22 protein-coding genes are annotated in these 25,312 nt (G+C 72.3%); 12 read left to right on the plus strand and 10 right to left on the minus strand.

Annotated features, from left to right (window positions below):
* Positions 1-71: 71 nt before the first annotated feature.
* Positions 72-740 (minus strand): TetR family transcriptional regulator, encoded by a 669-nt coding sequence (locus tag AB0E85_RS22325; protein WP_361929980.1) that lies wholly within the window; start codon positions 738-740, stop codon positions 72-74.
* Between the two features lie 221 nt (positions 741-961).
* Between AB0E85_RS22325 and AB0E85_RS22330 the strand changes: the two genes are divergently transcribed.
* Together AB0E85_RS22330 and AB0E85_RS22335 are read left to right on the plus strand one after the other, a co-directional pair.
* Entirely contained in the window at positions 962-1,684 is a 723-nt protein-coding gene (locus tag AB0E85_RS22330) for a peptidoglycan-binding domain-containing protein (protein ID WP_361929845.1), read from the plus strand.
* A 9-nt stretch (positions 1,685-1,693) separates the two neighbouring features.
* The gene (locus tag AB0E85_RS22335) at positions 1,694-2,182 is read left to right on the plus strand and encodes a flavin reductase family protein (protein ID WP_361929848.1); all 489 of its coding nucleotides are present in this window, start codon (positions 1,694-1,696) and stop codon (positions 2,180-2,182) included.
* Between the two features lie 239 nt (positions 2,183-2,421).
* Here AB0E85_RS22335 and AB0E85_RS22340 read toward each other — a convergent pair whose 3' ends face one another.
* The 4 genes from AB0E85_RS22340 to AB0E85_RS22355 all read right to left on the minus strand — a co-directional run bounded on the left by AB0E85_RS22340 (position 2,422) and on the right by AB0E85_RS22355 (position 7,106).
* Complete coding sequence (locus AB0E85_RS22340) at positions 2,422-4,836, minus strand: SpoIIE family protein phosphatase (protein WP_361929851.1); 2,415 nt, start codon at positions 4,834-4,836, stop codon at positions 2,422-2,424.
* 89 nt (positions 4,837-4,925) lie between these two features.
* Positions 4,926-5,492 carry an antibiotic biosynthesis monooxygenase gene (locus AB0E85_RS22345; protein WP_361929854.1) on the minus strand — a complete coding sequence of 189 codons (567 nt, stop codon included), beginning with the start codon at positions 5,490-5,492 and terminating at the stop codon, positions 4,926-4,928.
* Positions 5,493-5,535: 43 nt separating this feature from the next.
* Positions 5,536-5,916, minus strand: a complete 381-nt coding sequence (locus AB0E85_RS22350; RefSeq protein WP_174569490.1) for a hypothetical protein — start codon at positions 5,914-5,916, stop codon at positions 5,536-5,538.
* Positions 5,917-6,188: 272 nt separating this feature from the next.
* On the minus strand, positions 6,189-7,106 hold the full coding sequence (locus tag AB0E85_RS22355; protein WP_361929857.1) for a MurR/RpiR family transcriptional regulator: 918 nt from the start codon (positions 7,104-7,106) through the stop codon (positions 6,189-6,191).
* Positions 7,107-7,260: 154 nt separating this feature from the next.
* On the opposite strand from AB0E85_RS22355, the gene AB0E85_RS22360 reads away from it, so the two are divergent.
* A complete protein-coding gene (locus tag AB0E85_RS22360) occupies positions 7,261-7,422 on the plus strand; it encodes a hypothetical protein (RefSeq protein ID WP_361929860.1) in 162 nt (53 codons plus the stop codon).
* 68 nt (positions 7,423-7,490) lie between these two features.
* A complete protein-coding gene (locus tag AB0E85_RS22365) occupies positions 7,491-7,892 on the plus strand; it encodes a DUF3662 domain-containing protein (RefSeq protein ID WP_361929863.1) in 402 nt (133 codons plus the stop codon).
* Positions 7,893-7,978: 86 nt separating this feature from the next.
* On the opposite strand, the gene AB0E85_RS22370 is transcribed toward AB0E85_RS22365, so the two are convergent.
* The 3 genes from AB0E85_RS22370 to AB0E85_RS22380 form a co-directional block, all read right to left on the minus strand.
* On the minus strand, positions 7,979-9,511 hold the full coding sequence (locus AB0E85_RS22370; protein WP_361929981.1) for a phospholipid carrier-dependent glycosyltransferase: 1,533 nt from the start codon (positions 9,509-9,511) through the stop codon (positions 7,979-7,981).
* Positions 9,512-9,680: 169 nt separating this feature from the next.
* A complete protein-coding gene (locus AB0E85_RS22375) occupies positions 9,681-11,591 on the minus strand; it encodes a phosphatase PAP2 family protein (RefSeq protein WP_361929866.1) in 1,911 nt (636 codons plus the stop codon).
* Positions 11,592-11,730: 139 nt separating this feature from the next.
* On the minus strand, positions 11,731-12,630 hold the full coding sequence (locus tag AB0E85_RS22380) for a BadF/BadG/BcrA/BcrD ATPase family protein (protein ID WP_361929869.1): 900 nt from the start codon (positions 12,628-12,630) through the stop codon (positions 11,731-11,733).
* A 293-nt stretch (positions 12,631-12,923) separates the two neighbouring features.
* Here AB0E85_RS22380 and AB0E85_RS22385 point away from each other — a divergent pair, with 293 nt between their 5' ends.
* The 5 genes from AB0E85_RS22385 to AB0E85_RS22405 all read left to right on the plus strand — a co-directional run bounded on the left by AB0E85_RS22385 (position 12,924) and on the right by AB0E85_RS22405 (position 19,304).
* Positions 12,924-14,057, plus strand: coding sequence for an ROK family protein (locus AB0E85_RS22385; RefSeq protein ID WP_361929871.1), 1,134 nt, complete (start codon positions 12,924-12,926; stop codon positions 14,055-14,057).
* 274 nt (positions 14,058-14,331) lie between these two features.
* Positions 14,332-15,654: an extracellular solute-binding protein gene (locus tag AB0E85_RS22390; RefSeq protein WP_361929874.1), complete on the plus strand. Its 1,323-nt coding sequence runs from the start codon at positions 14,332-14,334 to the stop codon at positions 15,652-15,654.
* 118 nt (positions 15,655-15,772) lie between these two features.
* Positions 15,773-16,684 (plus strand): sugar ABC transporter permease, encoded by a 912-nt coding sequence (locus tag AB0E85_RS22395; protein WP_361929877.1) that lies wholly within the window; start codon positions 15,773-15,775, stop codon positions 16,682-16,684.
* Positions 16,681-17,583, plus strand: coding sequence for a carbohydrate ABC transporter permease (locus AB0E85_RS22400; RefSeq protein WP_361929880.1), 903 nt, complete (start codon positions 16,681-16,683; stop codon positions 17,581-17,583). The genes AB0E85_RS22395 and AB0E85_RS22400 overlap by 4 nt, the downstream gene beginning before the upstream one ends.
* A gap of 2 nt (positions 17,584-17,585) precedes the next feature.
* The gene (locus AB0E85_RS22405; RefSeq protein WP_361929883.1) at positions 17,586-19,304 is read left to right on the plus strand and encodes a hypothetical protein; all 1,719 of its coding nucleotides are present in this window, start codon (positions 17,586-17,588) and stop codon (positions 19,302-19,304) included.
* A gap of 57 nt (positions 19,305-19,361) precedes the next feature.
* On the opposite strand, the gene AB0E85_RS22410 is transcribed toward AB0E85_RS22405, so the two are convergent.
* Together AB0E85_RS22410 and AB0E85_RS22415 are read right to left on the minus strand one after the other, a co-directional pair.
* On the minus strand, positions 19,362-19,871 hold the full coding sequence (locus AB0E85_RS22410; protein ID WP_361929885.1) for a GNAT family N-acetyltransferase: 510 nt from the start codon (positions 19,869-19,871) through the stop codon (positions 19,362-19,364).
* Between the two features lie 7 nt (positions 19,872-19,878).
* Positions 19,879-20,514 carry a nucleoside/nucleotide kinase family protein gene (locus AB0E85_RS22415; RefSeq protein ID WP_361929887.1) on the minus strand — a complete coding sequence of 212 codons (636 nt, stop codon included), beginning with the start codon at positions 20,512-20,514 and terminating at the stop codon, positions 19,879-19,881.
* Positions 20,515-20,623: 109 nt separating this feature from the next.
* On the opposite strand from AB0E85_RS22415, the gene AB0E85_RS22420 reads away from it, so the two are divergent.
* The 3 genes from AB0E85_RS22420 to AB0E85_RS22430 all read left to right on the plus strand — a co-directional run bounded on the left by AB0E85_RS22420 (position 20,624) and on the right by AB0E85_RS22430 (position 25,295).
* Positions 20,624-21,361 (plus strand): beta-phosphoglucomutase family hydrolase, encoded by a 738-nt coding sequence (locus AB0E85_RS22420; protein ID WP_361929889.1) that lies wholly within the window; start codon positions 20,624-20,626, stop codon positions 21,359-21,361.
* The gene (locus tag AB0E85_RS22425; RefSeq protein ID WP_361929891.1) at positions 21,358-23,712 is read left to right on the plus strand and encodes a glycosyl hydrolase family 65 protein; all 2,355 of its coding nucleotides are present in this window, start codon (positions 21,358-21,360) and stop codon (positions 23,710-23,712) included. Before AB0E85_RS22420 ends, AB0E85_RS22425 begins: the two co-directional genes overlap by 4 nt.
* 104 nt (positions 23,713-23,816) lie before the next feature.
* Positions 23,817-25,295 carry a hypothetical protein gene (locus AB0E85_RS22430; protein WP_361929894.1) on the plus strand — a complete coding sequence of 493 codons (1,479 nt, stop codon included), beginning with the start codon at positions 23,817-23,819 and terminating at the stop codon, positions 25,293-25,295.
* Positions 25,296-25,312: the final 17 nt, after the last annotated feature.

Genomic DNA, 25,312 nt, shown 5'->3' on the forward strand with positions numbered 1-25,312 from the left:
GTGCACGCAGCACAGAGTATGGCACTCAGTGCCACTCGTAAAGGCACTCCGTACCCTCAATGTGAGGGCCTTCAGCCCCGCCCCAGCGTCGCCTCGATCTCCTGCACCACCCGCCACAGCGGCGCCCCGCGCCGCGCCACGACGACCACCACGTCCTCCGGCCGCTCCGCCACCGGCGGCACCGGCACGGCCCCGAAAGCCGACTGCACGTAGGCCAGCGCGTGGTCGACCGCGGTACTCGCCTCGCCGCGCCCGTCCGAACGCAGCCAGGACCGCAGCGCGTTGTTGTGCGCCGCCACCACAGCCGCCGCGATCACGTCGGCCTGAAGGAGGCCCTCCCGGCGGGCGGCGAAGCGCCGGCGCAGGTACGCGGCGAGGGCCCGCTCGTAGCGCCACACGACCGACAGCTCATAGGCGCGCAGCCCCGGCACCTGCCTGGTCAGGCGGTAGCGCTGCACCGAGAACGTCGGGTTCTCGGCGTACATGCGCAGCACGAGCCGTGCCGCGTCGCAGACCCGCTCCACGGGTTCGTCGTCGTCGGAGCCGCCCGCGAGGAAGGCCGTCATGTCGGCCAGGCACCGCTCGTGGTCCGGGAAGACCACGTCCTCCTTGGAAGGGAAGTACCGGAAGAACGAGCGCCGTCCGACACCGGCGAGCGCCACGATGTCGTCGACGGTGGTCTGCTCGTACCCCCGCTCCAGGAACAGCCGGAAGGCCGCCGCCACCAGGGCGTCCCGCATGGGTGGTTTTCCGGCGCCGGCCTCGTCCTTCTCGGAGCTCATGGGCGCGAACGTAGCACCCGGAAGATCAGAGGTGGCACTCAGTGCACATTACGGGAGGTACTGAGTGCTCTGCCGGCCGGGCCCGACCGGCCGGTGAACCCCGGACGCGCAGGCCGCGTATCTAGGCGCAGGACGATCCCCGAAGACGGGTGCCCCCGGCCCGGACGAAGGAGTACAGCGTGTCGACACCGTCCGAGCCCCGGCCGCCGCAGGACGGCCCGGCCCTCGAACCCATCCGCGTCCTGCGGCCGCGCCGCACCGACGCCCTCGCGGAACTGATGCGGGAGTTCCAGCGGGACACCGGCCGCGAGCCGGGCCGGCAGGATTCCGGCCGGGACCCCGGCGGTCACGAGTCCGTTGCACTGCCCGGGCCGCCGGCCGGCTCCGAGGCCCTGACGCAGGAGCTCCCTCCCGTCGCCCGCGCGACCACCCGCCGCTCCTCCCGCGCCGTCCTCCCCGGGGCCGGGCTGCGCCGCGCCGCCGTCGCGGTGGCCGTCCTGGCCGCCGCGGTGATCGGCTTCGGCGGTGCGCTCCTGCTGCGCGGCGAGCACAAGGACGACACCGCCGCGCCCGCGCCGGGCCCGCCCCGGGCCGCCCCCTCCACCCCCGACCCCACGCCCACCCCGTCCGGCCCGGCCGCCCCCGCACCCGTGGATCCCGACGGCGCCGGCACGCTGCGCGAGGGAGCCACCGGCCCCGAGGTGACCGAACTCCAGCAACGTCTCCTGCGCATCCCGGACGTCTACCGGGACGGCTCCACCAGCGGCCGGTACGACCCCACGCTCACTGCGGCGGTCGCCCGCTTCCAGCTCTGGTACGGCATCCGCGGCGACGAGACCGGCGTGTACGGCAACGACACCCGGGCCGCACTGGAGTCCCGCACACCGGCGGGGGCGAGCTGATGTGTGACGATGGCCGGCATGGACGAGTTCGTCGAGCGGCTGAACCCCGAGATGTACGTGGTCACGGCCGCCGCGGGCGGTGAACGGGCGGGATGCCTGGTCGGGTTCGCCTCGCAGTGCTCGCTGCGGCCCGTGCGGTTCGTGGTGTGGCTGTCCGAGCTCAACCACACCTTCCGGGTGGCCCGGAACGCGGACGTCCTCGCCGTCCACCTGCTCGGCCGCGAACAGTACGGCCTCGCCGAGCTGTTCGGCGGGCACACCGGTGACCGGGCGGACAAGTTCCAGGACGTACGTCTGCGAGAGGCGTACGGCGGTGCCCTCGTCCTGGAGGACGCGCCCGCCTGGTTCGTCGGCCGGATCCTGACCCGTGCGGGCGGCGGCGACCACATCGGCTTCGTGCTCGACCCGGTCGAGTGGGGCGGACACGAGGCGCACGACGGGCCGTTGCTGCGGCTGTCCGACGCGGTCGCCATCGACCCCGGCCACCCGGTCGACTGACGTCCCCCTCCATCGAACACCGGGCAACGGCTGGGGAAAGCGGCACAAAGGCGGGCCCACCCCGCGTCATCCTGGGCCGGGGCGACGCACGGGCCCCCGGACCACCGCGAACCGAAGGCCACGCCCATGAACGGCTCCCGCATCCCCGGCCTGGTGCTGCCCACGCTCTTCCTGCTGGCCCTGGTCGTGGGCCTGTGGTGGTACTGGCGTCACCGCGGCGACTCCTGAGGTGCGGTGCCCTACCCGTCCTGAGCCCCGGGAACCCGGACGTCCACCACGCACACGTCGTCCCGCCGCTCGTCCGGCAGCATCCGCGCGAGCAACGGCCCCAGCGACGCGGGCCCGTCGCCGTGCGGAGCCGCCACCGCCTCGGCGAGTTGCTCCAGACCCCGGTCGATGCTGTCCGGGGGGTGCTCCACCAGGCCGTCGGTGTACAGGATGAGCCGGTCACCCGGGTCGAGACGGCACTCCGCCTCCTCGTAGACCGGCGTGGCGGTCGCCCCGAGCAGCATGCCGCGGGGCCTGGGCAGATACGTTGCCGCGCCGTCCCGCAGCAGCAGCGGCGGCGGATGCCCCGCCTGGGCCCAGACCAGGCGCCGGCGGCGCGGCTCGTAGCGGGCCAGCACCATCGTGGCGGTCGCGTGCGAGTCGCGCGAGTGCAGCAGCAGGGTGTTCAGCCGGGCGAGCGCGCCGGTCAGCGACGAGCCCGTGATGACCATGCCCTTCGCGGTGAACCGGAGCTGGGCCATGGTGGCCACGGCGTCGACGCCGTGCCCGGCGACATCGCCGACCACCAGCAGCGCGTCCCCGTCGGGCAGTTCGATGGCACTGAACCAGTCACCGCCGACGTGCACACCCGACTGGGCCGGAAGGTAGGCGACCTCGACGCGCAGCCCGGCCAGGTGCACGGGCCGGTTGGACATCGGCAGCAGGGCGTGCTGGAGCCGGGTGGCCAGGGTCCGCTCGGCCTGGAGCACGTCGTGCTGGGTCAGGATCGCCCGCTCGCTCTCGACCAGGGCGAGCTCCGCCCGCCGCCGGGCGGTCATGTCCTGCACGAAGCCGTGCACCTCGACGGGCGTTCCGTGCCGGTCGGCCACCGCCTCGGCCACCAGCCGCAGATGCCGGATGCCGCCGCTCGTCCGGATCCGGAACGGCACGTCGAACGGCCGCCCGCCGTGGACGAGTTCATCGACGGCACGCGTCAGCGCGGGTGTGTCCTCGGGCAGCGCGAGCTCCGGCACCTCGGGCAGGCGCACCGGGCCGTGCGCCGGGTCCCGCCCGACGAGGGAGAACACCTGGGTCGACCAGGAGGCCTCCTGGGTGGTCAGGTTCCAGTTCGCCCAGCCGAGACTGCCCAGCCGTTGGAGGTCCGCCAGCCGCTGCTCCTGCCGGTCGGAGGAACCGTGCCTGATCCAGGAGACGACGAGGGCGTCGCCCAGCTGGGCCACCCGCGCCGTGTACACGGACAGTTCGGCGACGCCCGCCACGACCTCCTCGTGCGCGAACGGCTCGCCCTCGTAGGCCTTCCCGGTGGCCAGCACCCGCAGACAGCCCTGCCACAGCGGTTCGGCCGCCAGGGCCGGCCGCAGTTCCAGCAGCCGCCGCCCGGCCGGTTCCTCACCGGTGCGGCCCAGCAGATCACCCACCTGCGCGGTCGCGGCCTCCACCCGGAAGTCCTCGGTCTCGCCCGTCGCGGCCCGCAGTGGCGTGAGCAGCATCGCCGCGACCGGCAGCGCCTCGAACAACGCCTGCACCGCGTCCGTGGCGGCGTCGGCGTCGCGCTGGGGCGGGGTGTCGAAGGCGCGCAGCCGGCCGGCGCACAGCCCGGTGACGCCCAGCAGGTGGGCGCGGTCGCGGGGGGTGAAGACCCCCGCCCGGCCGCGCAGCACGCCGATGCAGACATCGGCCGGGCCCGCGGTGACCACGGGCAGCCAGGCACGCGAGCGCCACCGGTCGGGAGGGTCGCCGATGAGCAGGTACCGCCGTTCGTCCGCGGCGAAGTCCTCCAGCCAGCGCGGCTCACCCGCCCGCAGTGCGTCCAGCGCCGCCATGCCGCTCAGCGGCGGCACCTGGCACCACTGGGCGGCCAGCTGGTCGTCGATACCCGCGTGCCCGATCAGACCGAGCCCGCCGTCGGGCCTGCGTGCGTAGATCAGGACCGCGTCGGCCCCCATGTCGGGGCCGAGATGCTCCAGCAGGCACCGGGCGAGGTCGTGCGGCGTCATCACCCGAACGAGGGCCCGGCCGAGGCGGGCCAGGGCGGCGCTGACGTCGTCCGGCGCGTCCGACCGCTCCAGGGCCGCTGCCCCGGGGTCGCGTGCATCGACGCCGGGGGACCCGCTCGCCCCGCCCGGGGCGGGGGGCGTGGGCGGGAGGGCCCCCAGGGTGATCCAGCACTCCTCCAGCAGGGTGTGACGGGCGGCCTTGGCCCGCTGGAGCAGCAGTTCGCCCGCGGCGTCCGCGGGGCAGCCGGTCAGTGCCATGACCGCGCCCTTGGCCCGTTCCACGACAGCAGCCGTGGCCGCCTGGTCGCGCAGCCGGTCCAGCTCCGCACGCTGCCGGGCGACGATCTTGGTCAGTTCGACCAGGTCCGGTGCGGCACCGGGCTGCGCCGGCGTCGCGGGCTCGCTCGTCACGCGTTGAGCATTGCACATCCGGCCCGATTCGAAGACCGGCTGGTGGGCACGGATCGATCGCCCGGCCCCGGCGCCCCATCCGTCGCCCGGGCCCCGCCCGGCAGCGGTCAGCGGCCGTCGCGCGGATACAGCCACAACCGCAGGAGCCGGCTCAGTCGCGGCATCACCAGGTACGTCAGCACGGGCAGCAGCACCAGCGGGAAGACGGCCGCCCGCAGGGGCAGCGGCCAGCCGGTGGTGTGGGGCGTCACCAGCCACTGGACGAGCAGCGTGAAGGGGTAGGCGCCGAGGAAGGTCGTGAGGACCATCTTCCACCGGGGCGGGGCCTGCACCGTGGTGCCCGGGAGGCTGAACCAGGTCTCCATCCCCGTCGTCGACTGACGCTCGCTGCTGACCTCGGTGGCGATGTCCTCGATCCGCCGGTGCCAGTGCGCGCGCTCCTCGGACTCCAGCCAGGCGGCGAGCCGGTGCTGATCGGACCAGCGCAGCACCGCGTGGTAGCGGTGGCCGTCCTCGGGAGTCAGCCAGGAGACGCCCTCGTTGCCGGGGAACTGTCTGGCGCAGCGGGTGATGCCGTGCGTCCACTCCTCGAAGCGCTGCTCCCGGCCGGGGCGCACCTGCCAGGTCAGGACCGTGGTCACCGGCTCGCGGCGCCGGGCTGTGGTGGTGCTCATTCCCCCACGGGTGCCACGCGCGGCGCCGGTCATGCCAAGCGGCTCACGGCTGGCGGTTGGCCTCCACCAGGGCCTGGGTCACCGCCCGGACGCTGCGCGCGATGTGCTGGAGCTGCATGACCTCGGCCGCGTACAGCTTGATCGTGTGCTCGATGACCCCCTCGTGCAGGCCGAGTCCGGGCAGGTCGGCGCGGGCGGTCTGCAGGGCGGTGCGGGCGACCCGGATCTCGTTCTGGACCTGGATCTGAGCGTGCCGGGCCAGGAGGACGGGGTGGCGGATGAACACGGGGTATCCGGCGTAGCGCGTGGGCACCAGCTCGCGCAGCCACTTGGCCGCCGAGCGCTCCCAGTCGTAGCTCCCGGGGGTCTTGACCTGGCAGGGCCAGTCGGGGCTGATGCGCGTGGTGGTCAGGTGCATGATCATCGCTTCCGGGTGTGCGGCGTCGTGAGGGTGGACGACGGGTCGGGGCGGCCCCGGCCTAGGGGATGACCGGGGCCGCCACGAACACCCGGGACGCCGGAGTGGGTAGGACCCGGCTCCACGGGTGCGGAACGGATCCGGAACTGCCGGGTCGCGATCCGTGAGCAGTATTTATATATGCCATCCGGTTTGCAAGGAGCATGAAAACATTCATGCGCGCTTTGTTGTGGATGGTCCCCATGTGTGGGCCGCCGGCCGGGTGTGCCGCCCGTCGCTCAGTCCCTGAGGAAGAACTGGTGCTGGTCGGCGAGCTGCTCGTACTCGTCAAGCCGCGCCTGCGTCCGCTCCGGATCCGCGTCCGTCATCGCCTGAAGCAGGGCCGAGCACATCACGCCCGGGGCGGCGTAGGAGTCGAAGACCAGGCGCGAGCCGGTCCCGAGGGCGAAGACGACGTCCGCCTCGTCCGCGAGCGGCCCGAGGGCCAGGTCGGTGATCAGCGCGACCTTGAGCCCGGCGCCCCGCGCGACCCGCACGGCCGTCAGGGTCTCCTGGGCGTGCCGGGGCAGGGAGAACGCCAGCACCCAGGTGCCTCCCGCCTCACGCGACTGGAGCAGCGCGTCGTAGGCGACGCTGCCGCCCCGCGTCACGAGCCGTACGTCCGGATGGATCCGGCGGGCGGCGTAGGCGAAGTACTCGGCGAGGGAGACGGAGATGCGCAGCCCGAGGACGGTCAGGGGGGTGGACGAGGAGAGCTTGCGGCCGACGTCGATGACCACGTCCGGGTCGGCCAGGTCGCGCCGCAGGTTCTCCAGGTTCTCGATCTCGGCGTCGACCGCCGCCTGTAGTTCGTTGCCGCGCATCTCCTCGGCCGGGCCGACGGCGAGGGTGCCCAGCGCGATCGACTGGAGCTTCTCCCGCAGCGCCGGGTAGCCGCTGAAGCCGACCGCCGAGGCGAACCGCGTCACCGAGGGCTGACTGACACCGGCCCGGTCCGCCAGATCGGTGATCGACAGGAAGGCCGCCTCGGTGATGTGCTCGATCAGGTACTGCGCGATGCGCCGCTGCCCGGGGGACAGCCGGGGCCGGTCGAAGAGCGCCCTGAGCTGGGCGGACGGGGAGACCTCCGCTTCGGGGGCGGCCTTCCCCGAGGTGATCGCGGATGCCTGTGCGCGTGCCTGCTGCGGCGATGGCACCGGTGCGCCTCCTTCGTCTCCCACGGAGGTTCAACATAGCTCACGCACATGGTGACCAGGGCTTCTCCGGACAGCATGAGCTGCCCGGCCGGGGGTTACCCGTACGCCGGGCGGGAACCCGCCGCCGCACACGACCCCGAGAGGAGCCGCCGACATGACCGTCCCCGAGGAGAACCGTCCCAAGACGGAGACCACGGACGAACTGCTGGAGCACCGGGACGACAACCGCTCCCGGCCGCCGGGCGCGACCGGGCGCACGATGCGCGAGGCCCTGGAAGAGGCCGAGGTGCGCCCCGACGACTACGACGACCGCTAGACGATGCCCTCGCGGGGCATCCCCGGCATCCCGATCGAATCGACCACGCTTCCGGCAGGTGAGACGGCATGGGCGCGCTGAGTGCGCTGGAACAGACTCTGGAGAACCGCCTGGACGCGCTGTGGGCGCGGCTCCTCGACAAGGAACCCGTCGAGGTCGTCGACGCCCTGCGGCGCGCATGCGACGACAACGCCGTCGTGTGCCGTGAGGGGCGCGTCATGGTCCCCAACGCCTACGACGTGGAACTGCCCGACGACGTGCACGACCATCTGACCCGCACCGGCACCGATGTGGGCCAGGCCCTCACCGACAGCCTGTGCCGCCACGCGGAACGCCGCGGCTACGAGTTCGCCGGCCCGCTGGCGGTCCATGTGGCGAGGTGCCCCGACGTGCCCAACGGCCGTTACCGGGTGGCCGGCCGGGTCATGGAGCACGTGAGCGCGGACGGGTTCTTCTACGCGACCCACTGATACGCGACCCACTCACGCGACGCACTCACGCGACGCACTCACGCGACGCACTCACGCGACGCACTCACGTACGCGCGCGACCGCCCTCAACGGCGGTACAGCGTGATCGAGTGCCCGACGTCGTCCACGGGGCGGCTGTCGCCGATCAGTTCGGCAAGCCGCCCCGTGGCCTTCGCGGCCGCCGAGTCCGACACGGCCAGCAGCCCCCGCACCGAACGGACCGGCACCCGCCGCGGATCGGAGGCCTCGATGCCGTAGAAGGACGGCACACCGCTGCCCTTGTACACGAGCCACACCCGCTCGCCCGGATAGCGCTCACGGAGCCGGTCCGCGAGCCGCCCGAGGTCCTGCCCCCAGTCGACGTTCGAGTCGTGCAGCGACTCCCGGGTCCTGCCCGGCCCCCCGAACGCCTCGTTGGAGTACGGGAGGTAGTAGGGATACGCTCGCACCGAACTGACGGCGGCGAACGCCACCAGCACGGCCAGCCCCACGCAGACCCACCGCCGCCGCACCATGAGGACGCACCCTGCCGCCACCGCGAGGAACAGCGGCAGGAACACGGCGTACCGCGTCCCGAAATCCCGGGCACCCTGCATGGCCGCCGCGAGCAGCACCAGGGGAACGGCCAGCACACAGGGCGCGGCCGGCCGCAGCCGCCGGACCGCGACGAGGGCCGTGGCACCCGCGGCCCACAGCACGAGCATCCCCAGCGGCGTCTTCACCAGCAGCGCGGCCGGCAGGTAGTACCAGAGCGAGCCGTCGTACAGCCGCCCGAACAGAAACCCCTGCCACGGCCGGTTCTCCAGCCCGAACTGCACCCGCATCCCGTCCCGGTAGGCCTCCGGGAACGGCATCGATCCCACCAGCAGCCCCCGCAGCCCGCGCACTACAGGCACCTGGTGCTCCGGAGCCCAGCGCAGCCGCGGATCGACCGTCAGATACGTGACCCACACGACGGCGATGGCGACCAGGGCCACCGCGCCGGCCGCCGCAACGGCCCGGCGCCGACGGGCGCCGGACGACCGCCACACGGACACCGCGGTCAGCACCACCAGCACCGGCACAGCGGGCAGCATGCTCATCTTCGTGGCCAGCGCGGCGCCCAGCGCCACTCCCGCGAGCGGCGCGTACAGCCGCGGTGTCCGGCGCGCCCGCCACACCAGCCACGCCGAGGTCAGCACGAACCCGGCGGCCGGTACGTCGAGCGTGGCGAGCGAGCCGTGGGCGATGACGTCGGGGGAGAAGCAGTACAGCGCGAGGGCGGCCAACCCCGCGACCGCCCCGGCCAGTTCACGGGCGAACGCGAACACCACCAGCCCGAACGACAGGGTCAGCGCGATCACCGGCAGGCGGGCCAGGAGCATCAGCCGCCAGGGATCGTTGCCCGACTCGTACAGCAGATGCCGGCCCGACCGCCCCTGGTCCCCGTCGAAGGCAGGGTCGATGTGCGGATCCGCGAGGGCGACCCCCACGCCGATGAGCAGCTTGCCGAGCGGCGGATGCTCGGGGTTGTGCCGCAGCCGGTGCTCGTGCACGTACTGGGCGGCCGCGCCCACGTACACCGGTTCGTCGATCGTCGGGGTCTGGCGTACGGCGGTCGTGACCATCGCGAAGGCCATCTGCGCGAGCAGCACGGCCACGAGGAGCGGCACCGGCCACCGCCTGCCGGGCCGGTGCGCGCCGTCCGCCGGTGCCGGGGGCGGGAGCGGCACCGGCCGGGGAACGGCGGGAGCGATCCGGAGGGCCCTCATGGACCCAACTGTGCATCAGCCCCCGCCGTGGAAAGCGCTACCTCCGCACGAGTCGCACCGACAGACCGTCAGCCGTGTGGAGGGGGACGGCCAGCAGCGTCTCGGAGTCCAGCTCGACCCGGTCGAACCGGCCGCGCAGCTGTGCGGTGGACAGGACGGGGAGGGTCGTCCCCGCGACCGGCGGCCGCTCGGGGTCGAGCCGCAGCGACAGCGCGCTGCCCCGGCCCAGCAGGACCCGCCGGCTCACCGTGAGGGCGGGGCCGTGGTTCCTGCGGAGCAGCAGCTCCAGCGTCGACTCGCCGTCCTGGACGTACGAGCCGCGCACCCGCAGCACATTGTCCGCGCGCAGCGTGCCGCCGGTGACCCGGACGTCGCCCTCGCCGAGAGCGTTCGGCGACCCGGCGACCAGCGCGCCGTCTTCGACGACGGTCCCGCCGTGGTAGCGGTTGTGGCCCGTCAGGGTCAGCGTGCCCGAGCCGCGCTTGGACAGACCGCCGTCGCCCTCGATGTCGTTGCGCCAGCTGTCGGCCGCGTGGAAGCCGCCGGCCGCCGCGTCCAGCGTCACGCTGACGTCCCGGTCGAACGCGCCGTAACCGTCCGCCGCGGCGAACAGGTTCAGCCGGCCCCACTGCTCGAAGCCGTCCAGCAGGACGTAGCCGGCAGGCAGCGCGGTCGTCCGCAGCACCTCGCGCCGCTGGGCCGCGCTCAGGTACGGAAGGCGCGTCTCCAGCAGTACCTCCGCGCCCTTCGGCACGGTGAGCGGGTCCTTGCGGCCCCGGCGCGGCAGGACGTACGTCAACCGGTGGCCGACCGATCGGGCGTTGGCGGCACGGTCGGCGTAGGCGTCCCCGGCGCCCGGGTGGACGTAGTCGTACAGCGTGTCCGCCGTGGTGCCGGTGCGCTGCGTGAAGTAGGCGAGGGCCTGGGCGCGGGCCGCCGCCTTGAGCTCCGCGTTCGCCGGGTCGGCCAGGGTCGCCGCGGCCAGCGCGGTGGCCATGATCCGTCCGCCGATCACGTCGACAGGGGAGTGCATGCCGGCCACGATGCGGGTGTGGGCCAGCTCCAGGGCACGCGTCACCAGCTCCTGGAAGCGCTCGGGAACCGCGTACGCGTAGGCCAGCGACGCCAGGTGCAGGGCGTTGGTGTGGCCACTGGGGAAACCGCCGTCCTCGGCGGGCTTGTCACCGCGCTGGCGCAGCAGCTGCGGGGCGACGACGACCTTCGACTCGTACACCGGGAAGCCGAACTCGTCCGTCGCGCCGGTGTCGACGACCTCGCTCTCCTCGTTCATCCGCCACGGGCGCGGGTACTGGTAGGCGAACTTGGCCGGGTTGCTGGAGGCCCAGTTGCCGCGCAGGGTGTCCACCAGCCGGGCCACGAGGCCGAGTTCGGAGTCGTACGAGCCCGCGCCCAGTGCGGAGCCGGCCGGGGCGTCGGCGGGCACGGCATCGCTGATCTTGGCCGGTGGGGTGCCGTCCGGGGCGCTGGTGATCGAAGTGACCGCCTTGGCGCCCGTCTTGTAGAGCGCGGCGAGCGGGCCGAGGCCCTCGATCATGGAGTAGCTCTGGTGCTGGCGGTCGATGACGAAGGCCTCCTTGGCCTCCGCATCGGTGCGGTCGGCGGTGATCCGCTCGCAGTAACGCACGTTGGCGCGCAGCACGTCCGCCATGAGCGGGGTGCCGGTGTTCCAGGTGCCGGTCTTCCACATCCGGGCGAAGCCCCCCAGAGCCCGGACGACCGCGTTGGTCTCGGGCGTGAGGTTCGTCAGGACGTTGGTCTTGTAGTCGTCGACGAACGCGGCGGGAGCCGTGGCGGCCTTGGCGTCCGCGGCGCCCAGCCACCCGACGAGGGTCGGCGCGGCGACCAGTGCGGCCGAGCCGCCCAGGGACGTTCTGAGGAAACCCCTCCGGTTCAGGGTGGGGGAGTGGTGCCCGGCGGATGACGGCATGGGTGTGCCTCTCTTCAGTTCTGCGGCCGTGCGGCCGGGTGAAGTCGTGCGATCCTGCCTGATTCGATGGGCGGGCGGTGTCCCGCCGACGAGGGTCCGGCGGCCGGGACGTGGCCCGCGGGTGAACGCGCGGCCCGGCTCACCGGAGCGACCGCGCCAGCGCCACCGCGCCCTCGACCGGTGGTACTCGAAGGGGCCTGGCGCGTGCCGTGGGCAGCGTCTCGGCCAGGGCGACGGTGAACGCGTCCAACAGATCCGGCTGGGACAGCACCGTGCCGCCCGCCACGACCACGTCGTCGACCTCCACCCCGCGGTCGGCGAGCCGGGTGACCAGAGCGGCAAGCGCCCAGCCCGCCTCGTCGATCACGGTCCGGGCGAGCGCCGAGCCGTCGGCGGCAGCCGCGAAGACGGCGGGAGCGTGCCGGCCCCACTCGGCGGAGACGTCCGTGGCCCTCTCCAGAGCCGCGCCGAGCGCGGGAACTTCGGGCACGTCGAGTGCGGCGATGAGCCCGAGCGCGAGCGCGTCGGGCCGCTCCCCGCGGTCGTGCGCCGCCCACACGGCCCGTGCCGCCTCCCGGACGAGCCCGGCGGCACCGCCCTCGTCGCCGAGGACCGCGCCCCAGCCACCCACCTGGACGGCGGTGCCGTCGGGCAGCCGGCCCACGGCCACCGAGCCGGTGCCGGCGACCAGGCCGACACCCTTGTCCAGTCCGGCTGCGGGGACGAGGAGCTGAGCGTCGCCCACCACCAGCGCGGGCGCGTCGAAGTGCAGCTGGAGCGCGGCACGGATCTGGGCGCACTGGCGGGCGGTCTCGCAGGCATGTCCGCCGACGGCCACGGCGGACGGGCGGGCGCCTGCCGGAAGCGCGTCGGCGACCAGCGCGGTCAGCCAACCGGCGGCCGCCACGGGGTCGTGCGGCCGCCAGCCGCCGCTCGCACGGACGTGGTCGGCCACGAGGGCGTCGCCGGCGAGCGCGCGAAGATGCGTCTTGGTGCCGCCCACGTCGATACCGACCACGAGGGGCGCGATGTCCTGCACGGAACCTCTTTCGTCGTTGCGCTGGGCTGCGACGGCGGGCGAACCGTGCCTGAGGGACGGGCAGTTGAAGAACTAGGGAAGCCCCGGGACGGGCTTCTGGCGGAGCACGGCAGGCGAGTACCGTGAACTTCGTTAGGAAGTTAACTAACGAAGTACAGTGCGTCAAGAGGAATCCCTTCGCCGCGTCCCGTGGAGACGACCCGAGACCTTCCGAGACGACCCGAGACGATCCAGGACGATCGAACCCGGGAGCGCGGCCCTTTACCCGTGTGGGGGAACTGTTGGAACCTGACGTGGCAAGAGCCTCCCGCCTGACCGAGAGCGCGGGCGCGGTGTTCGCCGTACTGGCCGGGGCAGGCCGGGCCACCCGGCCCCAGCTCGCGAGTCTCGCGGGTCTGTCGAAGCCGACGGTGTCCGCCGCCGTCGCGGAACTGGAGGGCGTCGGGCTCGCCGCCCACTCCGGTACGGCCTCCAGCGGCACGGGACGCAACGCCGCCGTCTACCGTCTCGGGCCGGCCGCGGGGGCCGTGCTCGCCGTCGACCTCGGCCCCGCCCTCACCCGGGTCCGCGGCTGCGCCCTGGACGGCACGCTGCTCGCCGAGTCCACCGGCTCCCGTGCGGGCGCCGCCGACGTCGTGCGCGAGGCGCTCGACGCGCTGCCCGCCGACGCCCCGCTGCGGACCATCGTCGTCGCCGTCGGTGACGTCACCGCGCCCCGCAAGGAGGGCGCCGGTATGCGTCCGGCGACCGCCAAGGCCGGTCCCGTCTTCGACGCCGTGACCGTCGCGCTGCCACCGGGCGTCCCCGTCCACCTGGAGAACAACGTCAACTGCGCCGCCCTCGCCGAGCTGCACGAAGGCGCCGCCCGGGGCCGGAACATCTTCGGCTACCTGCGGATCGGGGTCGGCATCGGCCTCGGCATCGTCGTCGGTGGTCAGGTGCTGCGCGGAGCGAACGGTGCCGCCGGTGAGCTGGCCCGGATCCCCTACCCGTGGGACGACGGACGTGAGCCGCGCCACGAGGCCCTGGAGGAGTACATCGGGTCCCACGCCCTGCTGCGGCGCGCGGCCGAGGCCTGGCCGGGCGCCGACGGGCCGTGCCCCGGCACCGTCGAGGAGCTCTTCGCCCTCGCCGGACAGGGCCGTGCCGCCGCCCGGGCCGTCGTCGACCGCCATGCCGTGGACGTGGGCCGGCTGGCCGCCGCCGTGACCGCGGTACTGGACCCGGGGCTGGTCGTGCTGGGGGGCAGTACCGGCGCGTACCCGCAGCTCCTCCAGGGTGTGCGGGCCGAGCTAGCGCGGCTGAGCTGGCCCACCGAAGTCGTGAGCAGCACGGTCGGTGATCTCGGCACCGTCGTCGGCGCCGCCCGGCTCGCGGTCTCCCGAGGAGTCCAAACCGTGACCGAGTCCGTGAGGGCGAAGGATTGACGGCCTCCGACTCGATCTGCCAATGTCCGGACAAGCGCTTTCTAAGTCGGCCGGGACGCCGACTCCGGGTGAGCCTCCCGCCCGTACGCGAAGTACGGCAGCCGCACGAGGGCGAGCTTGTGCGACGCCGGCCGTCATGGCCGGGGACGCCACCCGTCAAGGCGACGCGGCCGGGCGAGGCCGTGCCCCCGGAAAGCGAAATTTCCTGCAAAATGCACCCGTGCCGCCTCGGCTGGCGCCGTGCTTCTTCCGCTCCGAAGAAAAGGGATCGAACATGATCAGTGTGGGTGTGCGGCGCTCCCGCCGACTCGGCGGCATACGCCGCGTGGTTCCCCTCGCTGCCGTGGCCACGGCAGGTGCCCTTCTGCTCTCCGCCTGTGGGTCGGGCGGCGACTCGGGCGGCACGTCCAAGTCGCTGACGTTCTGGATCTCCACGGTCCCGGGGCAGGACGCGGGCTGGAAGAAGATGGTGTCGCAGTACAAGAAGGACACCGGCGTCACGGTCAAGCTCGTCAACATCCCCTACGACGGATACCCGACGAAGCTGCACAACGCCGCGCAGGCGAACTCCCTGCCCGACGTGGCGGCCGTGCCGGCCCTGGACCCGATCTGGTCGAGCAAGCTGATCGACCTCAGCTCCATCGCCGGCAAGAAGAGCAACAAGATCAACGCCAACTTCCTCGCCAAGGACTCGTCCGGGAAGGTGCTGGCCATCCCCTCGGACGTCACCGCGTCCGGCATGTTCATCAACAAGTCGCTGTTCAAGAAGGCCGGCGTCTCCTTCCCGACCTCGCCCCAGAAGACCTGGACCTGGACCGAGTTCATCAAGGCGGCGAACAAGGTCCGTGAGAAGACCGGCGCCAAGTACTCCCTCACCTTCGACCAGTCGCCGTCCCGGCTGCGCGCCATGGTCTACGAGATGGGCGGGAAGTACGTCCACGCGGACTCCTCCGGCAAGTTCTCGGCGGACGCGGCGACCAAGAAGGCGGTGAACACCTTCGTCGGTTGGAACGACAACAAGACCATGCCGAAGTCGGTGTGGACCAGCGGCGCCGACCCGTCCGCCATGTTCCAGAGCGGCGACGTGGTCGCCTACTGGTCCGGTGTGTGGCAGGTCGCCGCCTTCTCCGAGAGCATCAAGAAGTTCGACTGGGCCAGCGTCCCGACCCCCGCCCAGCCGGTGCAGGCCAGCGACGTCAACAGCGGCGGCCTGATGGTCGGCTTCAACAACAACGGTGACGCCGCCACCGCCACGAAGAAGTTCCTGTCCTGGGTCTACGAGCCGGACAACTACCGCGTGCTGTGCGAGGCCTCCGGCTTCCTGCCGGTCGAGAGCGGCCTGAACCCGAAGTACCCCTTCAAGTCCGAGGCGGCGCAGGCGGCGTTCAAGCTGTACAACGAGTCGATCCCGCTCTACGCCCCCATCTCCGGCTACTTCAACGGCGCGCAGACGCAGTGGGTGCTGAAGGGCAAGAGCCTCACCGAGGACCCGACCAAGACGGAGCTCGGCAAGGCGATCAACGGCCAGCAGTCGCCCGACAAGGCCCTGGAGAACATCGTGGCCGGCTACAACCAGCAGGTCGGCGGCGGCTCGTAGGCCGACGGGTCCGGGCGGCGGTGTCTCGATCCCGCCGCCCGGACCCGGGAGCCCACGCGATGCCGGGTTCACGGCGTGAGCCCACAGCAATCCCTTCCACCAGCACGGAGTCAGGAAGATGACAAAACGCGCCTCGGACGTGACCGTGAGCCCGCCCAGGAGACGCAGTAAGTACACCCTTGCGCCGCTCGTCCTCATCGCGGCCAATGTCGTGCTCTTCGCGCTGTTCTTCGTCTGGCCTGCGGTGATCGGGCTTCTCTACTCCTTCACGAACTACACGGGCGTGGGGGTGTTCCAGTGGGTCGGACTGGACAACTACGACAACCTGTTCGGGGACTCCACGTTCTACGACGCGCTGAGCCGGACGCTGCTGTACACCGTCCTCTTCGTCCCGCTGAACTTCGGGCTCTCGCTGCTCGCCGCCAACCTGGTGGTGAACAAACACGCCAAGGGCTCGTCGGTCGCCCGCGTCATCTTCTTCATCCCGTGGCTGCTGTCGCCCATCGTCGTGGGCGTCCTGTGGCGGTGGATGTTCGGTGAGAACTTCGGACTGGTCAACTACGTCATCGAGAAGTTCGGCGGAGACGCCGTTCCGTGGCAGTCGAACGCGGACCTGTCGATGCTGGTGGTGGTGATGGCTGCGGCCTGGGCCTGGACGGGCTTCACGATGCTGCTGTTCATCGCGGCGATCAAGAACGTCCCGGTGTCGTACTACGAGGCGGCCGAGCTCGACGGCGCCGGTCCGTGGCGCAAGTTCATCAGCATCACGCTGCCGAGCATCGCGCCCACCTCGTTCATCGTCATCCTGCTCAACACGATCAACGCGATGAAGGAATACCCGGTGTTCGTCGCCCTCAACAACGGCGGCCCCGGAACCTCGAACAACCTGCTCGTCCAGTACATCTACGAGACCGGCTTCAAACGGGGCCAGATCGGCTACGCGAGCGCCGCGTCATTCGTGCTCATGCTCATCCTGATGGCCGTCGCGATCATCCAGCTGATCGTCAACCGGCGGGTGGAGAACCGATGACAACCACAGACATGCCCCGTCCGCTCGACGCCGACGCCAAACGGCCCGTGTCCAAGAAGCGGCCCGGCAAGGCGGCCGGCGGCGGTCTCCGGCGGGCGGTGTCCGCGACGACGCTGCTGTGGATCCTGGCGGCCCTCTACGGTGTGCCCGTGCTGTGGTTCATCCTCAGCTCCTTCAAGCCGGCCAGCGACCTGTTCTCCTACCCGCTGACCCTGGTCCCGCACGACCCCACCCTGACGGGTTTCAAGGCGGCGTGGGACAGCGCCAACTTCTCCCAGTACTTCATCAACACGGCCATCGTCTGCGTGATCACGACGATCCTCACGGTGGGCGTCAGCTGCTGCACCGGGTACGCGCTGGCCAAGTACGACAACAGGTGGCTCAAGGCCTTCTTCCTCTGCATCCTGGCCACCACGATGCTGCCGGGCGAGGTCATGCTGGCCCCGTCGTTCCTCGTGGTCCGCGACCTCGGCCTCTACAACTCGTTCGCCGGCATCATCCTCCCGGCCGTGCTCACGGCGACCGGATGCTTCATGTTCCGCCAGTTCTTCCTGACGGTCCCCGACGAGCTCGTGGAGGCCGCGCGCATCGACGGCGCCCGTGAACTGTCGATCTTCGTGCGGATCATGGTGCCGCTGTCCCGGCCCATCATGCTGACCCTCGCCATCCTGTCCTTCCAGTGGCGGTGGAACGACTACATCTGGCCGCTCCTGATGCTCAACGACCCCAACAAGTTCACCGTGCAGATCGGTATCCAGAGCATCGTCGGCGCCCAGAACATCAACTGGTCGGTCCTGCTCGGCGCATCGGTCATCTCGATGATCCCCCTGATCGCCATCTTCCTGGTCTTCCAGCGCTACGTCATGGGCGCCGACATCAACGCCGGACTGAAGGACTGATCTTGCCCACCCCGCTCGACCACGAGTTCGTCCGCGCGGCGGCGGCCGCCGCCGACCGGACGGCCGCCCCGCTGGCGGCCGCCCCCGACGAGGAACCGGCCGGTGTGCCCCACCGCGCTCTGGCACGCCGGGTGAAGACCCTGGTCGCCGCGTACCGCTCCCCGGACTCGGCCCTGCACGGCAGCGGGCAGGCCGTCGCCGCCATGACGACCCACCTGCGAGCCCTTCAGGCCGCCCAGACGGCCTCCGGCCTCTTCGCCGGCGGCGACAACGTGCAGTCACCGCCGGACTCCGGCTTCACCGTCAACGACGTGTGCGACGCGCACATCCTCGCCGCCGGCGCGGGGCCTGAACTGCGCGACGTCACGGCCGCCCTCGCCGAGATCGCCGGCGCCGCCTCCCGCAGCCTCGTCACCGGTGGGGTGCACACCCCGAACCACCGCTGGGAGCTGTGTGCCGCGCTGGCCCGGCTGCACCGGTCGTTCCCCGACGGCCGGCTCCTCGGCCGTATCGAGGACTGGCTCGCCGAGGGCGTCGACATCGACGCGGAGGGCCTGTACTCGGAACGCAGCGCCAACTACGCGGCCCACGTGTCCAACCCTTCGCTGCTGCTGCTGGCCGAGGTGCTCGGCCGCGCCGACCTGCTGGACGCCGTCGAACGCAACCTCGCCACGACCCTCGACCTGATCAGGCCGGACGGCACGGTGGAGACCGTCCTCTCGCGCCGGCAGGACCAGAACCACCCCTTCCCGCTGGCGCCCTACCTGCCGCACTACCGGCTGCTCGCGATCCGCACCGGCCGGGGCGACTTCGCCCGGGCGGCACGGCTGGCGGCCGCCGGCGGCATCGACGACCCCGACCTGCTTGCCGAGACCCTCCTCACGCCCGACCTGACGCGCGTCCTGCCGGCACCGGCCGCGGAGACGCTTCCGCGTGACCGGTACCTCACCACCGCGCGCCTCGCCGCCCGCGCCTCGGCCACCGCGCACACCGTGGTGTACGGCGGCTCCGACGTGCCCGAGCACCGGCGCATCCGCTCGGGCCTCGCCTGCAACCCCACCTTCCTGCGCCTGTTCGCCGGCGACGCGGTTCTCGACGCGGTGCGCCTCTCCCGGGGATTCTTCGACCTGGGCCCGTTCCGTGCGGCCGGGATGCAGCAGACTGCCGGCAACCGGTACCGGCTCACCGAAACCCTCACGGCTGCCTACTACCAGCCGCTGCCGCCGGACCGGCGCCGGGACGACGGCGCCTACCGCATGACGGACGAGGGACGGTTCTCGGCCGCGATGGCCTTCCCGGACCGGCCCCGGGACGAGGTCTCCCTCACGACCCGCGTCGAGGTGGACCTGCGGGAGGACGGTGCCGACCTGCGCATCGACATCAGCGGACCCCGCGTGCCCTGGGCCCTCGAACTGACCTTCCGGCCGGGCGGCGTGCTGGAGGGCGCCGTACCGATCGGCGAGGAGCGCTGGTGTCTGACGACCGGGCCGATGACCTACCGGGTCGGTGACGACGAGATCCGCGTCGAGGCCGCCGTCGAGGCGGGCGAACCGCCGGCCGGTCCCGACCGGAGCGACGTGCTGCGGTACGACCCGGGGCAGGACTACACCGTGGTGGGCGGCACCGACGCGACGACCGGGAACCGCGTCTACCTCGGGGGACACGGCCCGCAGACACTCACCGTCGCACTGCGCGCACGCCGGTCCGCACCTGTCGTGTGACTCCCTCCGGCGCCCCGGCCAGGGGCGCCCCCGGTGTGAACCGCACGTCCTCGCGGCTCACCCGTCGCAGGCCGGCTCCCCGGCCCGCGGTGCCTGAGCGGCGAGTTCCGCCAGGGGCTCGCCGCTCAGCCGGCACACCTTCCACTCGTCCAGGAGCTCGACCCCCAGCGACGTGTAGAAGTCGATCGTGGGGGTGTTCCAGGCGAGGACCCACCACTCGAAGCGGTCGTAGCCGCTGCGCCGGCAGGTCGCGGCGAGGGCCGCGAGGAGGGCCTTGCCGTGGCCCGAGCCGCGCGCCTGCGGCCGTACGTAGAGGTCCTCCAGGTGCATGCCCCGCGTGCCCGTCCAGGTCGAGAAGCGCGGGAACCACAGGGCGTAGCCCACGGTCCCACCGGTGTCGTCGTCCTCGGCGATCAGGGCGAAGGCGGCCGGGTGCTCGCCGAACAGCGCCTCACGCAGTTGCTCAGCGGTGGCCCGGGCCTGCTCCTCGGCCCGTTCGTACGCGGCGAGTTCACGGATCATCGTCCGGATCTCGGGGACATCGTCCAGGGTGGCGGATCGGATCATGAGCAGATCATGCCCCGCCCGGCACCACCAGGTCCGCCCGCCCCCGGGTCGCCGCGACCAGCTCGGCGTTGCGCTCGTCCGAGCGGGCGACCCATGCCACCGCCTCTTCGTGGGTCTTGCCGAACTGCTCGTGACGGGTGATCAGTCGGCGCACGCGCTCCCGCTCGGGCAGGTCGCAGAACCACACCTCGTCGAGGAGGGGGCGGACGCGGGGCCAGACTCCGGTGTTCAGGAGCAGGTAGTTGCCCTCGGTGACGACCAGACGGGCCGTCGGAGGCACCGGGATCGCGCCCGCGACGGGCTGCTCCAGCACGCGCTCGAAGCCAGGGGCGTACACGACGTCGCCGCTCTCGTCGCGCAGCCGTCGCAGCAGGGCCGCGTACCCGGCCGCGTCGAACGTGTCGGGCGCGCCTTTGCGGTCCCGTAGTCCGAGGCGCTCCAGTTCGGCGTCGGCGAGGTGGAAGCCGTCCATGGGGACGTGCGCGACCCAGGGGTCACCGCTGCCGTTCAACTCCCGCACCAGGTGCTCGGCGAGTGTCGACTTGCCCGCACCGGGACTGCCCGTGATGCCGAGGATCGCCCGCCCGCCGCTGTGCGTCAGCGCCCGGGCGCGGTGGAGGAGGTCGTCGAAGGTGAGGGGCACGGGGAGAGTCTGTCACCCGGTCAGGGCCGGGGCGCCGGGAGCCCCGCACCCCGTTGCGTGTGGCGTGCGCCACTCACTGGAACATCGCCGGGCGGGGAACCGGTCCCTTATGACGCAGCTCGGTCTTCCCGCAGACATCCACGCCTGTCTCTTCGACCTCGACGGCGTCGTCACCAAGACGGCCGTCGTGCACGCGGCCGCCTGGAAGGAGATGTTCGACGCCTTCCTGCGCGAGCGCGACGGCGCGGACTTCCGGCCGTTCGAGGCGGCGGACTACGACGAGTACGTCGACGGGCGACCGCGGGCCGACGGGGTGCGCACCTTCCTCGCCTCCCGTGGCATCGACCTGCCGGACGGCGACCCGGACGACCCACCGGGCGCCGAGACCGTGCACGGACTGGGCAACCGCAAGAACGAACTGGTCCTGGAGAAGATCCGCACCGACGGCGTCGAGGCCTACGACGGCACCCTGCGCTATCTGGAGGCCGTCCGGGCTCACGGCCTCAGCACCGCGATCGTCTCCTCCAGCGCCAACTGCCGTGACGTGCTCCGCTCGATCGGCGCCGAGCACTTCTTCGACGTGCGCATCGACGGCGTGGTCGCCGCCGAGCGCGAGCTGCCCGGCAAGCCGCGCCCCGACACGTTCCTCGCCGCTGCCGAGGACCTCGGTGTCGAGCCGTCCGCAGCGGCCGTCTTCGAGGACGCCCTGGCCGGTATGGACGCGGGCCGCGCGGGCCGTTTCGGCTATGTCGTGGGGGTCGACCGGGTCGGGCAGAGCGACGCGCTGTACCGGCACGGCGCCGACATCGTGGTGCAGGACCTCGCCGAACTGGGGGACACGCAGTGATCGCACAGCGGGCGTACAACGTCGAGCCCTGGACCGTACGCGAGACGGCACTCAACCTCGACGTCCTGGCACAGAGCGAGTCCGTCTTCGCCCTGTCCAACGGGCACATCGGCTGGCGTGGCAACCTCGACGAGGGCGAACCGCACGGCCTGCCCGGCTCCTACCTCAACGGCGTCCACGAACTGCACCCGCTGCCGTACGCCGAGGCCGGTTACGGCTACCCGGAGTCCGGTCAGACCTCCATCAACGTCACCAACGGCAAAGTGCTGCGGCTGCTGGTCGACGACGAGCCGTTCGACCTGCGCTACGGGCGGCTCGTCACCCACGAGCGGACCCTCGACCTGCGGCGGGGCGTCCTGGAACGGGTCTGCGAATGGACCTCACCGGCCGGCTCCACCGTCCGGGTGCGCTCCACACGGCTGGTGTCCCTCACCCAGCGCGCGATAGCCGCCGTGGCGTACGAGGTGGAGCCCGTCGACAGCCGCACCCGTGTGGTCGTCCAGTCGGAACTCGTCGCCAACGAGAGCCTGCCCGAACCGGACGGCGACCCGCGCGCCGCCAAGGCGCTCAAGTCGCCGCTGGAGCCGGAGGAGGACCTCGCCGAGGGCAGCAGGCTGCGGCTGGTCCACCGCACCCGCCGCAGCGGCCTGCGGGTCGCCGTGGCCGCCGACCACACCGTCAGCGGTCCCGAACGGACCACCACGAGCAGCGAGTCCAACGTGGACGTGTCCCGCCTGACCATCACCTCCGTGCTGGAACCCGGCGAGCGGCTGCGCGTGGAGAAACTGGTCGCGCACGGCTGGTCCGGCGTCCGCTCCCGGCCCGCCATGAGCGACCAGGTCGAGGCGGCCCTCGCCGCGGCCGGGCACAGCGGCTGGCAGGGGCTCCTGGACGACCAGCGGGCCTGCCTCGACGACTTCTGGGCCCGGGCCGACGTCGAGATCGACGGCGACGAGGAGATCCAGCAGGCCGTCCGCTTCGCCCTCTTCCACGTGCTCCAGGCCGGTGCCCGCGCCGAACAGCGTGCCATCCCCGCCAAGGGCCTCACCGGCTCCGGCTACGACGGCCACGCCTTCTGGGACACCGAGGCGTTCGTGCTGCCGCTGCTGACCTACACCGCACCGAAGTCCGCCGCCGAGGCCCTGCGCTGGCGCCTCGACACCCTGCCCGCCGCCCGGGAACGCGCCGCCCAGCTCGGCCTGCGCGGCGCCGCGTTCCCCTGGCGCACCATCGAGGGCTCGGAGGGCTCCGCCTACTGGCCGGCCGGCACGGCGGCCTTCCACGTGGGCGCGGACATCGCCGACGCGGTCGTGCGGTACGTGGCCGTCACCGGCGACGAGACCTTCGAACGCGAGGTCGGCGTGGAGCTGCTGGTGGAGACGGCCCGTCTGTGGCGCTCCCTCGGCCACCACGACGACCGCGGCACCTTCCACATCGACGGTGTCACCGGACCGGACGAGTACAGCGCCATCGCGGACGACAACACGTACACCAACCTGATGGCCCGGGCGAACCTGCTGGCCGCCGCGGACGCCTGCAAACGCCACCCCGACGAGGCCGCGCGGCTCGGTGCCGACGAGGAGGAGATGGCCGCCTGGCGGGACGCGGCCGAGGCCATGAACGTCCCCTACAACGACGAACTCGGCGTGCACGAGCAGCACGCCGGCTTCACCCGCTACCAGCGCTGGGACTTCGCGGGCACCGGCCCGGACCGGTACCCGCTCATGCTCCACTTCCCCTACTTCGACCTGTACCGCAAGCAGGTGATCAAGCAGGCGGACCTGGTGCTGGCGATGTACACCTGCGGCGCGTTCTTCGAGGAGTTCTTCGACGAGGAGCAGATCGCCCGCAACTTCGCCTACTACGAACCGCTGACGGTTCGCGACTCCTCCCTGTCCGCCTGCGTGCAGGCCGTCATGGCCGCCCGGTCCGGCCACCTCGACCTGGCCGCGGACTACACGGCCGAGGCGGCGCTGATGGACCTCGGGGACCTGGAGCACAACACCCGTGACGGACTGCACATCGCCTCGCTGGCCGGTACCTGGATGGCGCTGGTCGCCGGGTTCGGCGGCATGCGGTGCAGCGACGGCGCCCTGCGGTTCGCGCCCCGCCTGCCCGAGCGCTACAGCCGGCTCGCCTTCACGGTGGGCTTCCTCGGCCGGTGCCTGCGGGTGGAACTGACCGCCGACCGCGCCACGTACACCCTGGTCTCGGGCACGCCCCTGACCGTCCGGCACCACGGCACCGAACTGACGGTCGGCGAGGACGCCCCCGTCTCCCGGCCCATCCCCGAGCTGGCCCACCGCCCCGCCCCGAGCCAGCCCCCGCACCGCGCCCCCAACGCCCGCTGACCCCCACTTCCGGGTCAGGCGGTTGGCCGAGTTCCGCCCTGCACACCCCCGCCCCGCGGGTTAGCTTGATCGTGTTTTCCGATCATCAGGGTTAGGGGCGGAACATGCCTGAGGGCGCCAACGCCATCCTCACCGGGAGGCGGGGACGCGAACCGTCCGCCGGGCCGCGCGCCACTGCGGGGGCGCGCGGCAGCCGGCCGCTCGCCGCGCTCGCCGTCGTCTTCACCCTCGCCCAGCTCGCCCTCGTGCGGCCTGTCCTGGGCCTCGGCTGGGACGAGATCGTCTACGTCAGCCAGGTCACCTCGCACCACCCCGCGGCCTTCTTCAGCGCACCCCGCTCCCGCGGCGTCTCGCTGCTGGTCGCACCCGTCGCGTCCTGGTCGTCGTCCGTCCCGCTGCTGCGCGTCTACCTGGCCGTGCTGTCCGGCATCGCCCTCTATCTGGCCCTGCGCTGCTGGCGGGGCCTGTTCCCGACCCGCGTCCTGGTCGTCGGCGGGGCCCTTTTCGCGTCCCTGTGGATGACCCTCTTCTACGGTCCGCAGGCCATGCCCAACTACTGGGTGGCGATCGGAGCCCTGATCGGCGTCGGCTGCTTCCTGCGGGCCCGGGCGGAACGGTCCTCCCCAGGCGTCCTGTGGGGACTCGCCGCCGGCGCCGCGCTCATGGCGTGGATGCGTCCGACCGACGCGGCCTACGTGGCCGTGCCGCTGCTCGTCCTGGCCCTGGTGCGCCGCCACTGGCACCTCCTGCTCGTGCTGGTGGCAGGCCTGGCGGCCGGTGCCGTGCCGTGGGTGATCGAGGCCTACGCCGGCTTCGGCGGGCTGGGGGAGCGGCTGGCGGAGGCCTCCCGGATCCAGGGCGGACTGGGCTGGCAGATCGCCGTCGACGACCAGTTGCGCAGCCTGGGCGGACGCGCCCTGTGCCGGCCGTGCACCGGGCCGATGCCCACCCCCCTGGTCACCCTCTGGTGGTTCGCCCTGCCCGTCCTGGCCGGCCTCGGGCTGGCTGTCGCGGTGCGGGCCGGGCGTGCGGGACGGACCCTGGTCCCGCTGGTCTGTGCCACCACGGCCGCGCTGCCGTACCTCTTCATGATCGGCTACGCGGCGCCGCGCTTCCTCCAGCCGGCCTACGCGCTGCTCGCGATCCCGGTCGCCGACGCCCTGTGGCACCTGGCCAGAACACCGCGCGGCAGCTGGCGCCCGGTGGCCGCCACACTCGTCGCGCTCTGCCTCGCCGGGCACCTCGCGGCCCAACTGGCCGTTCTGCACGGCGCGGTGTCCCGCAACATCGACAGCCGCCGTGACTGGGACCGCACCGCCGGCGCCCTGCACCGGCTCGGCGTCCGCCCGCCCTGTCTGCTCACCGGTCACGAGGCCATCCCCATCGGCTACTACACCGGTTGCTCCTCGGGGGCGACGTCCGGGAACAACGAGAACATCACCGTGTCCGGCATCCTGCGCACCGCGGACCGCCTCCCGGTCGCCCACCTCGCGCCGGCCGGCGGCACCCCGCCCCGCTACGCCCGCTCCTGGCCCGTCCACCGGATCTCGGACCTGGACGTCCGTGTCGCGCCGGGCCCCTGACACCTCGAGTGGCGTTT

The organism is Streptomyces sp. NPDC029044 (assembly GCF_040637495.1).
In the GTDB taxonomy this organism is placed as follows: domain Bacteria; phylum Actinomycetota; class Actinomycetes; order Streptomycetales; family Streptomycetaceae; genus Streptomyces.

Bases quoted from the DNA above. Each gene is read 5' to 3' on its own strand.
- AB0E85_RS22325 (WP_361929980.1), bottom strand. From the start codon at position 740: ATGCGGGACGCCCTGGTGGCGGCGGCCTTCCGGCTGTTCCTGGAGCGG.
- AB0E85_RS22335 (WP_361929848.1), top strand. From the start codon at position 1,694: ATGGCCGGCATGGACGAGTTCGTCGAGCGGCTGAACCCCGAGATGTAC.
- AB0E85_RS22340 (WP_361929851.1), bottom strand. From the start codon at position 4,836: ATGTGCAATGCTCAACGCGTGACGAGCGAGCCCGCGACGCCGGCGCAG.
- AB0E85_RS22345 (WP_361929854.1), bottom strand. From the start codon at position 5,492: ATGAGCACCACCACAGCCCGGCGCCGCGAGCCGGTGACCACGGTCCTG.
- AB0E85_RS22350 (WP_174569490.1), bottom strand. From the start codon at position 5,916: ATGATCATGCACCTGACCACCACGCGCATCAGCCCCGACTGGCCCTGC.
- AB0E85_RS22360 (WP_361929860.1), top strand. From the start codon at position 7,261: ATGACCGTCCCCGAGGAGAACCGTCCCAAGACGGAGACCACGGACGAA.
- AB0E85_RS22365 (WP_361929863.1), top strand. From the start codon at position 7,491: ATGGGCGCGCTGAGTGCGCTGGAACAGACTCTGGAGAACCGCCTGGAC.
- AB0E85_RS22370 (WP_361929981.1), bottom strand. From the start codon at position 9,511: ATGGCCTTCGCGATGGTCACGACCGCCGTACGCCAGACCCCGACGATC.
- AB0E85_RS22375 (WP_361929866.1), bottom strand. From the start codon at position 11,591: ATGCCGTCATCCGCCGGGCACCACTCCCCCACCCTGAACCGGAGGGGT.
- AB0E85_RS22390 (WP_361929874.1), top strand. From the start codon at position 14,332: ATGATCAGTGTGGGTGTGCGGCGCTCCCGCCGACTCGGCGGCATACGC.
- AB0E85_RS22395 (WP_361929877.1), top strand. From the start codon at position 15,773: ATGACAAAACGCGCCTCGGACGTGACCGTGAGCCCGCCCAGGAGACGC.
- AB0E85_RS22400 (WP_361929880.1), top strand. From the start codon at position 16,681: ATGACAACCACAGACATGCCCCGTCCGCTCGACGCCGACGCCAAACGG.
- AB0E85_RS22410 (WP_361929885.1), bottom strand. From the start codon at position 19,871: ATGATCCGATCCGCCACCCTGGACGATGTCCCCGAGATCCGGACGATG.
- AB0E85_RS22420 (WP_361929889.1), top strand. From the start codon at position 20,624: ATGACGCAGCTCGGTCTTCCCGCAGACATCCACGCCTGTCTCTTCGAC.
- AB0E85_RS22430 (WP_361929894.1), top strand. From the start codon at position 23,817: ATGCCTGAGGGCGCCAACGCCATCCTCACCGGGAGGCGGGGACGCGAA.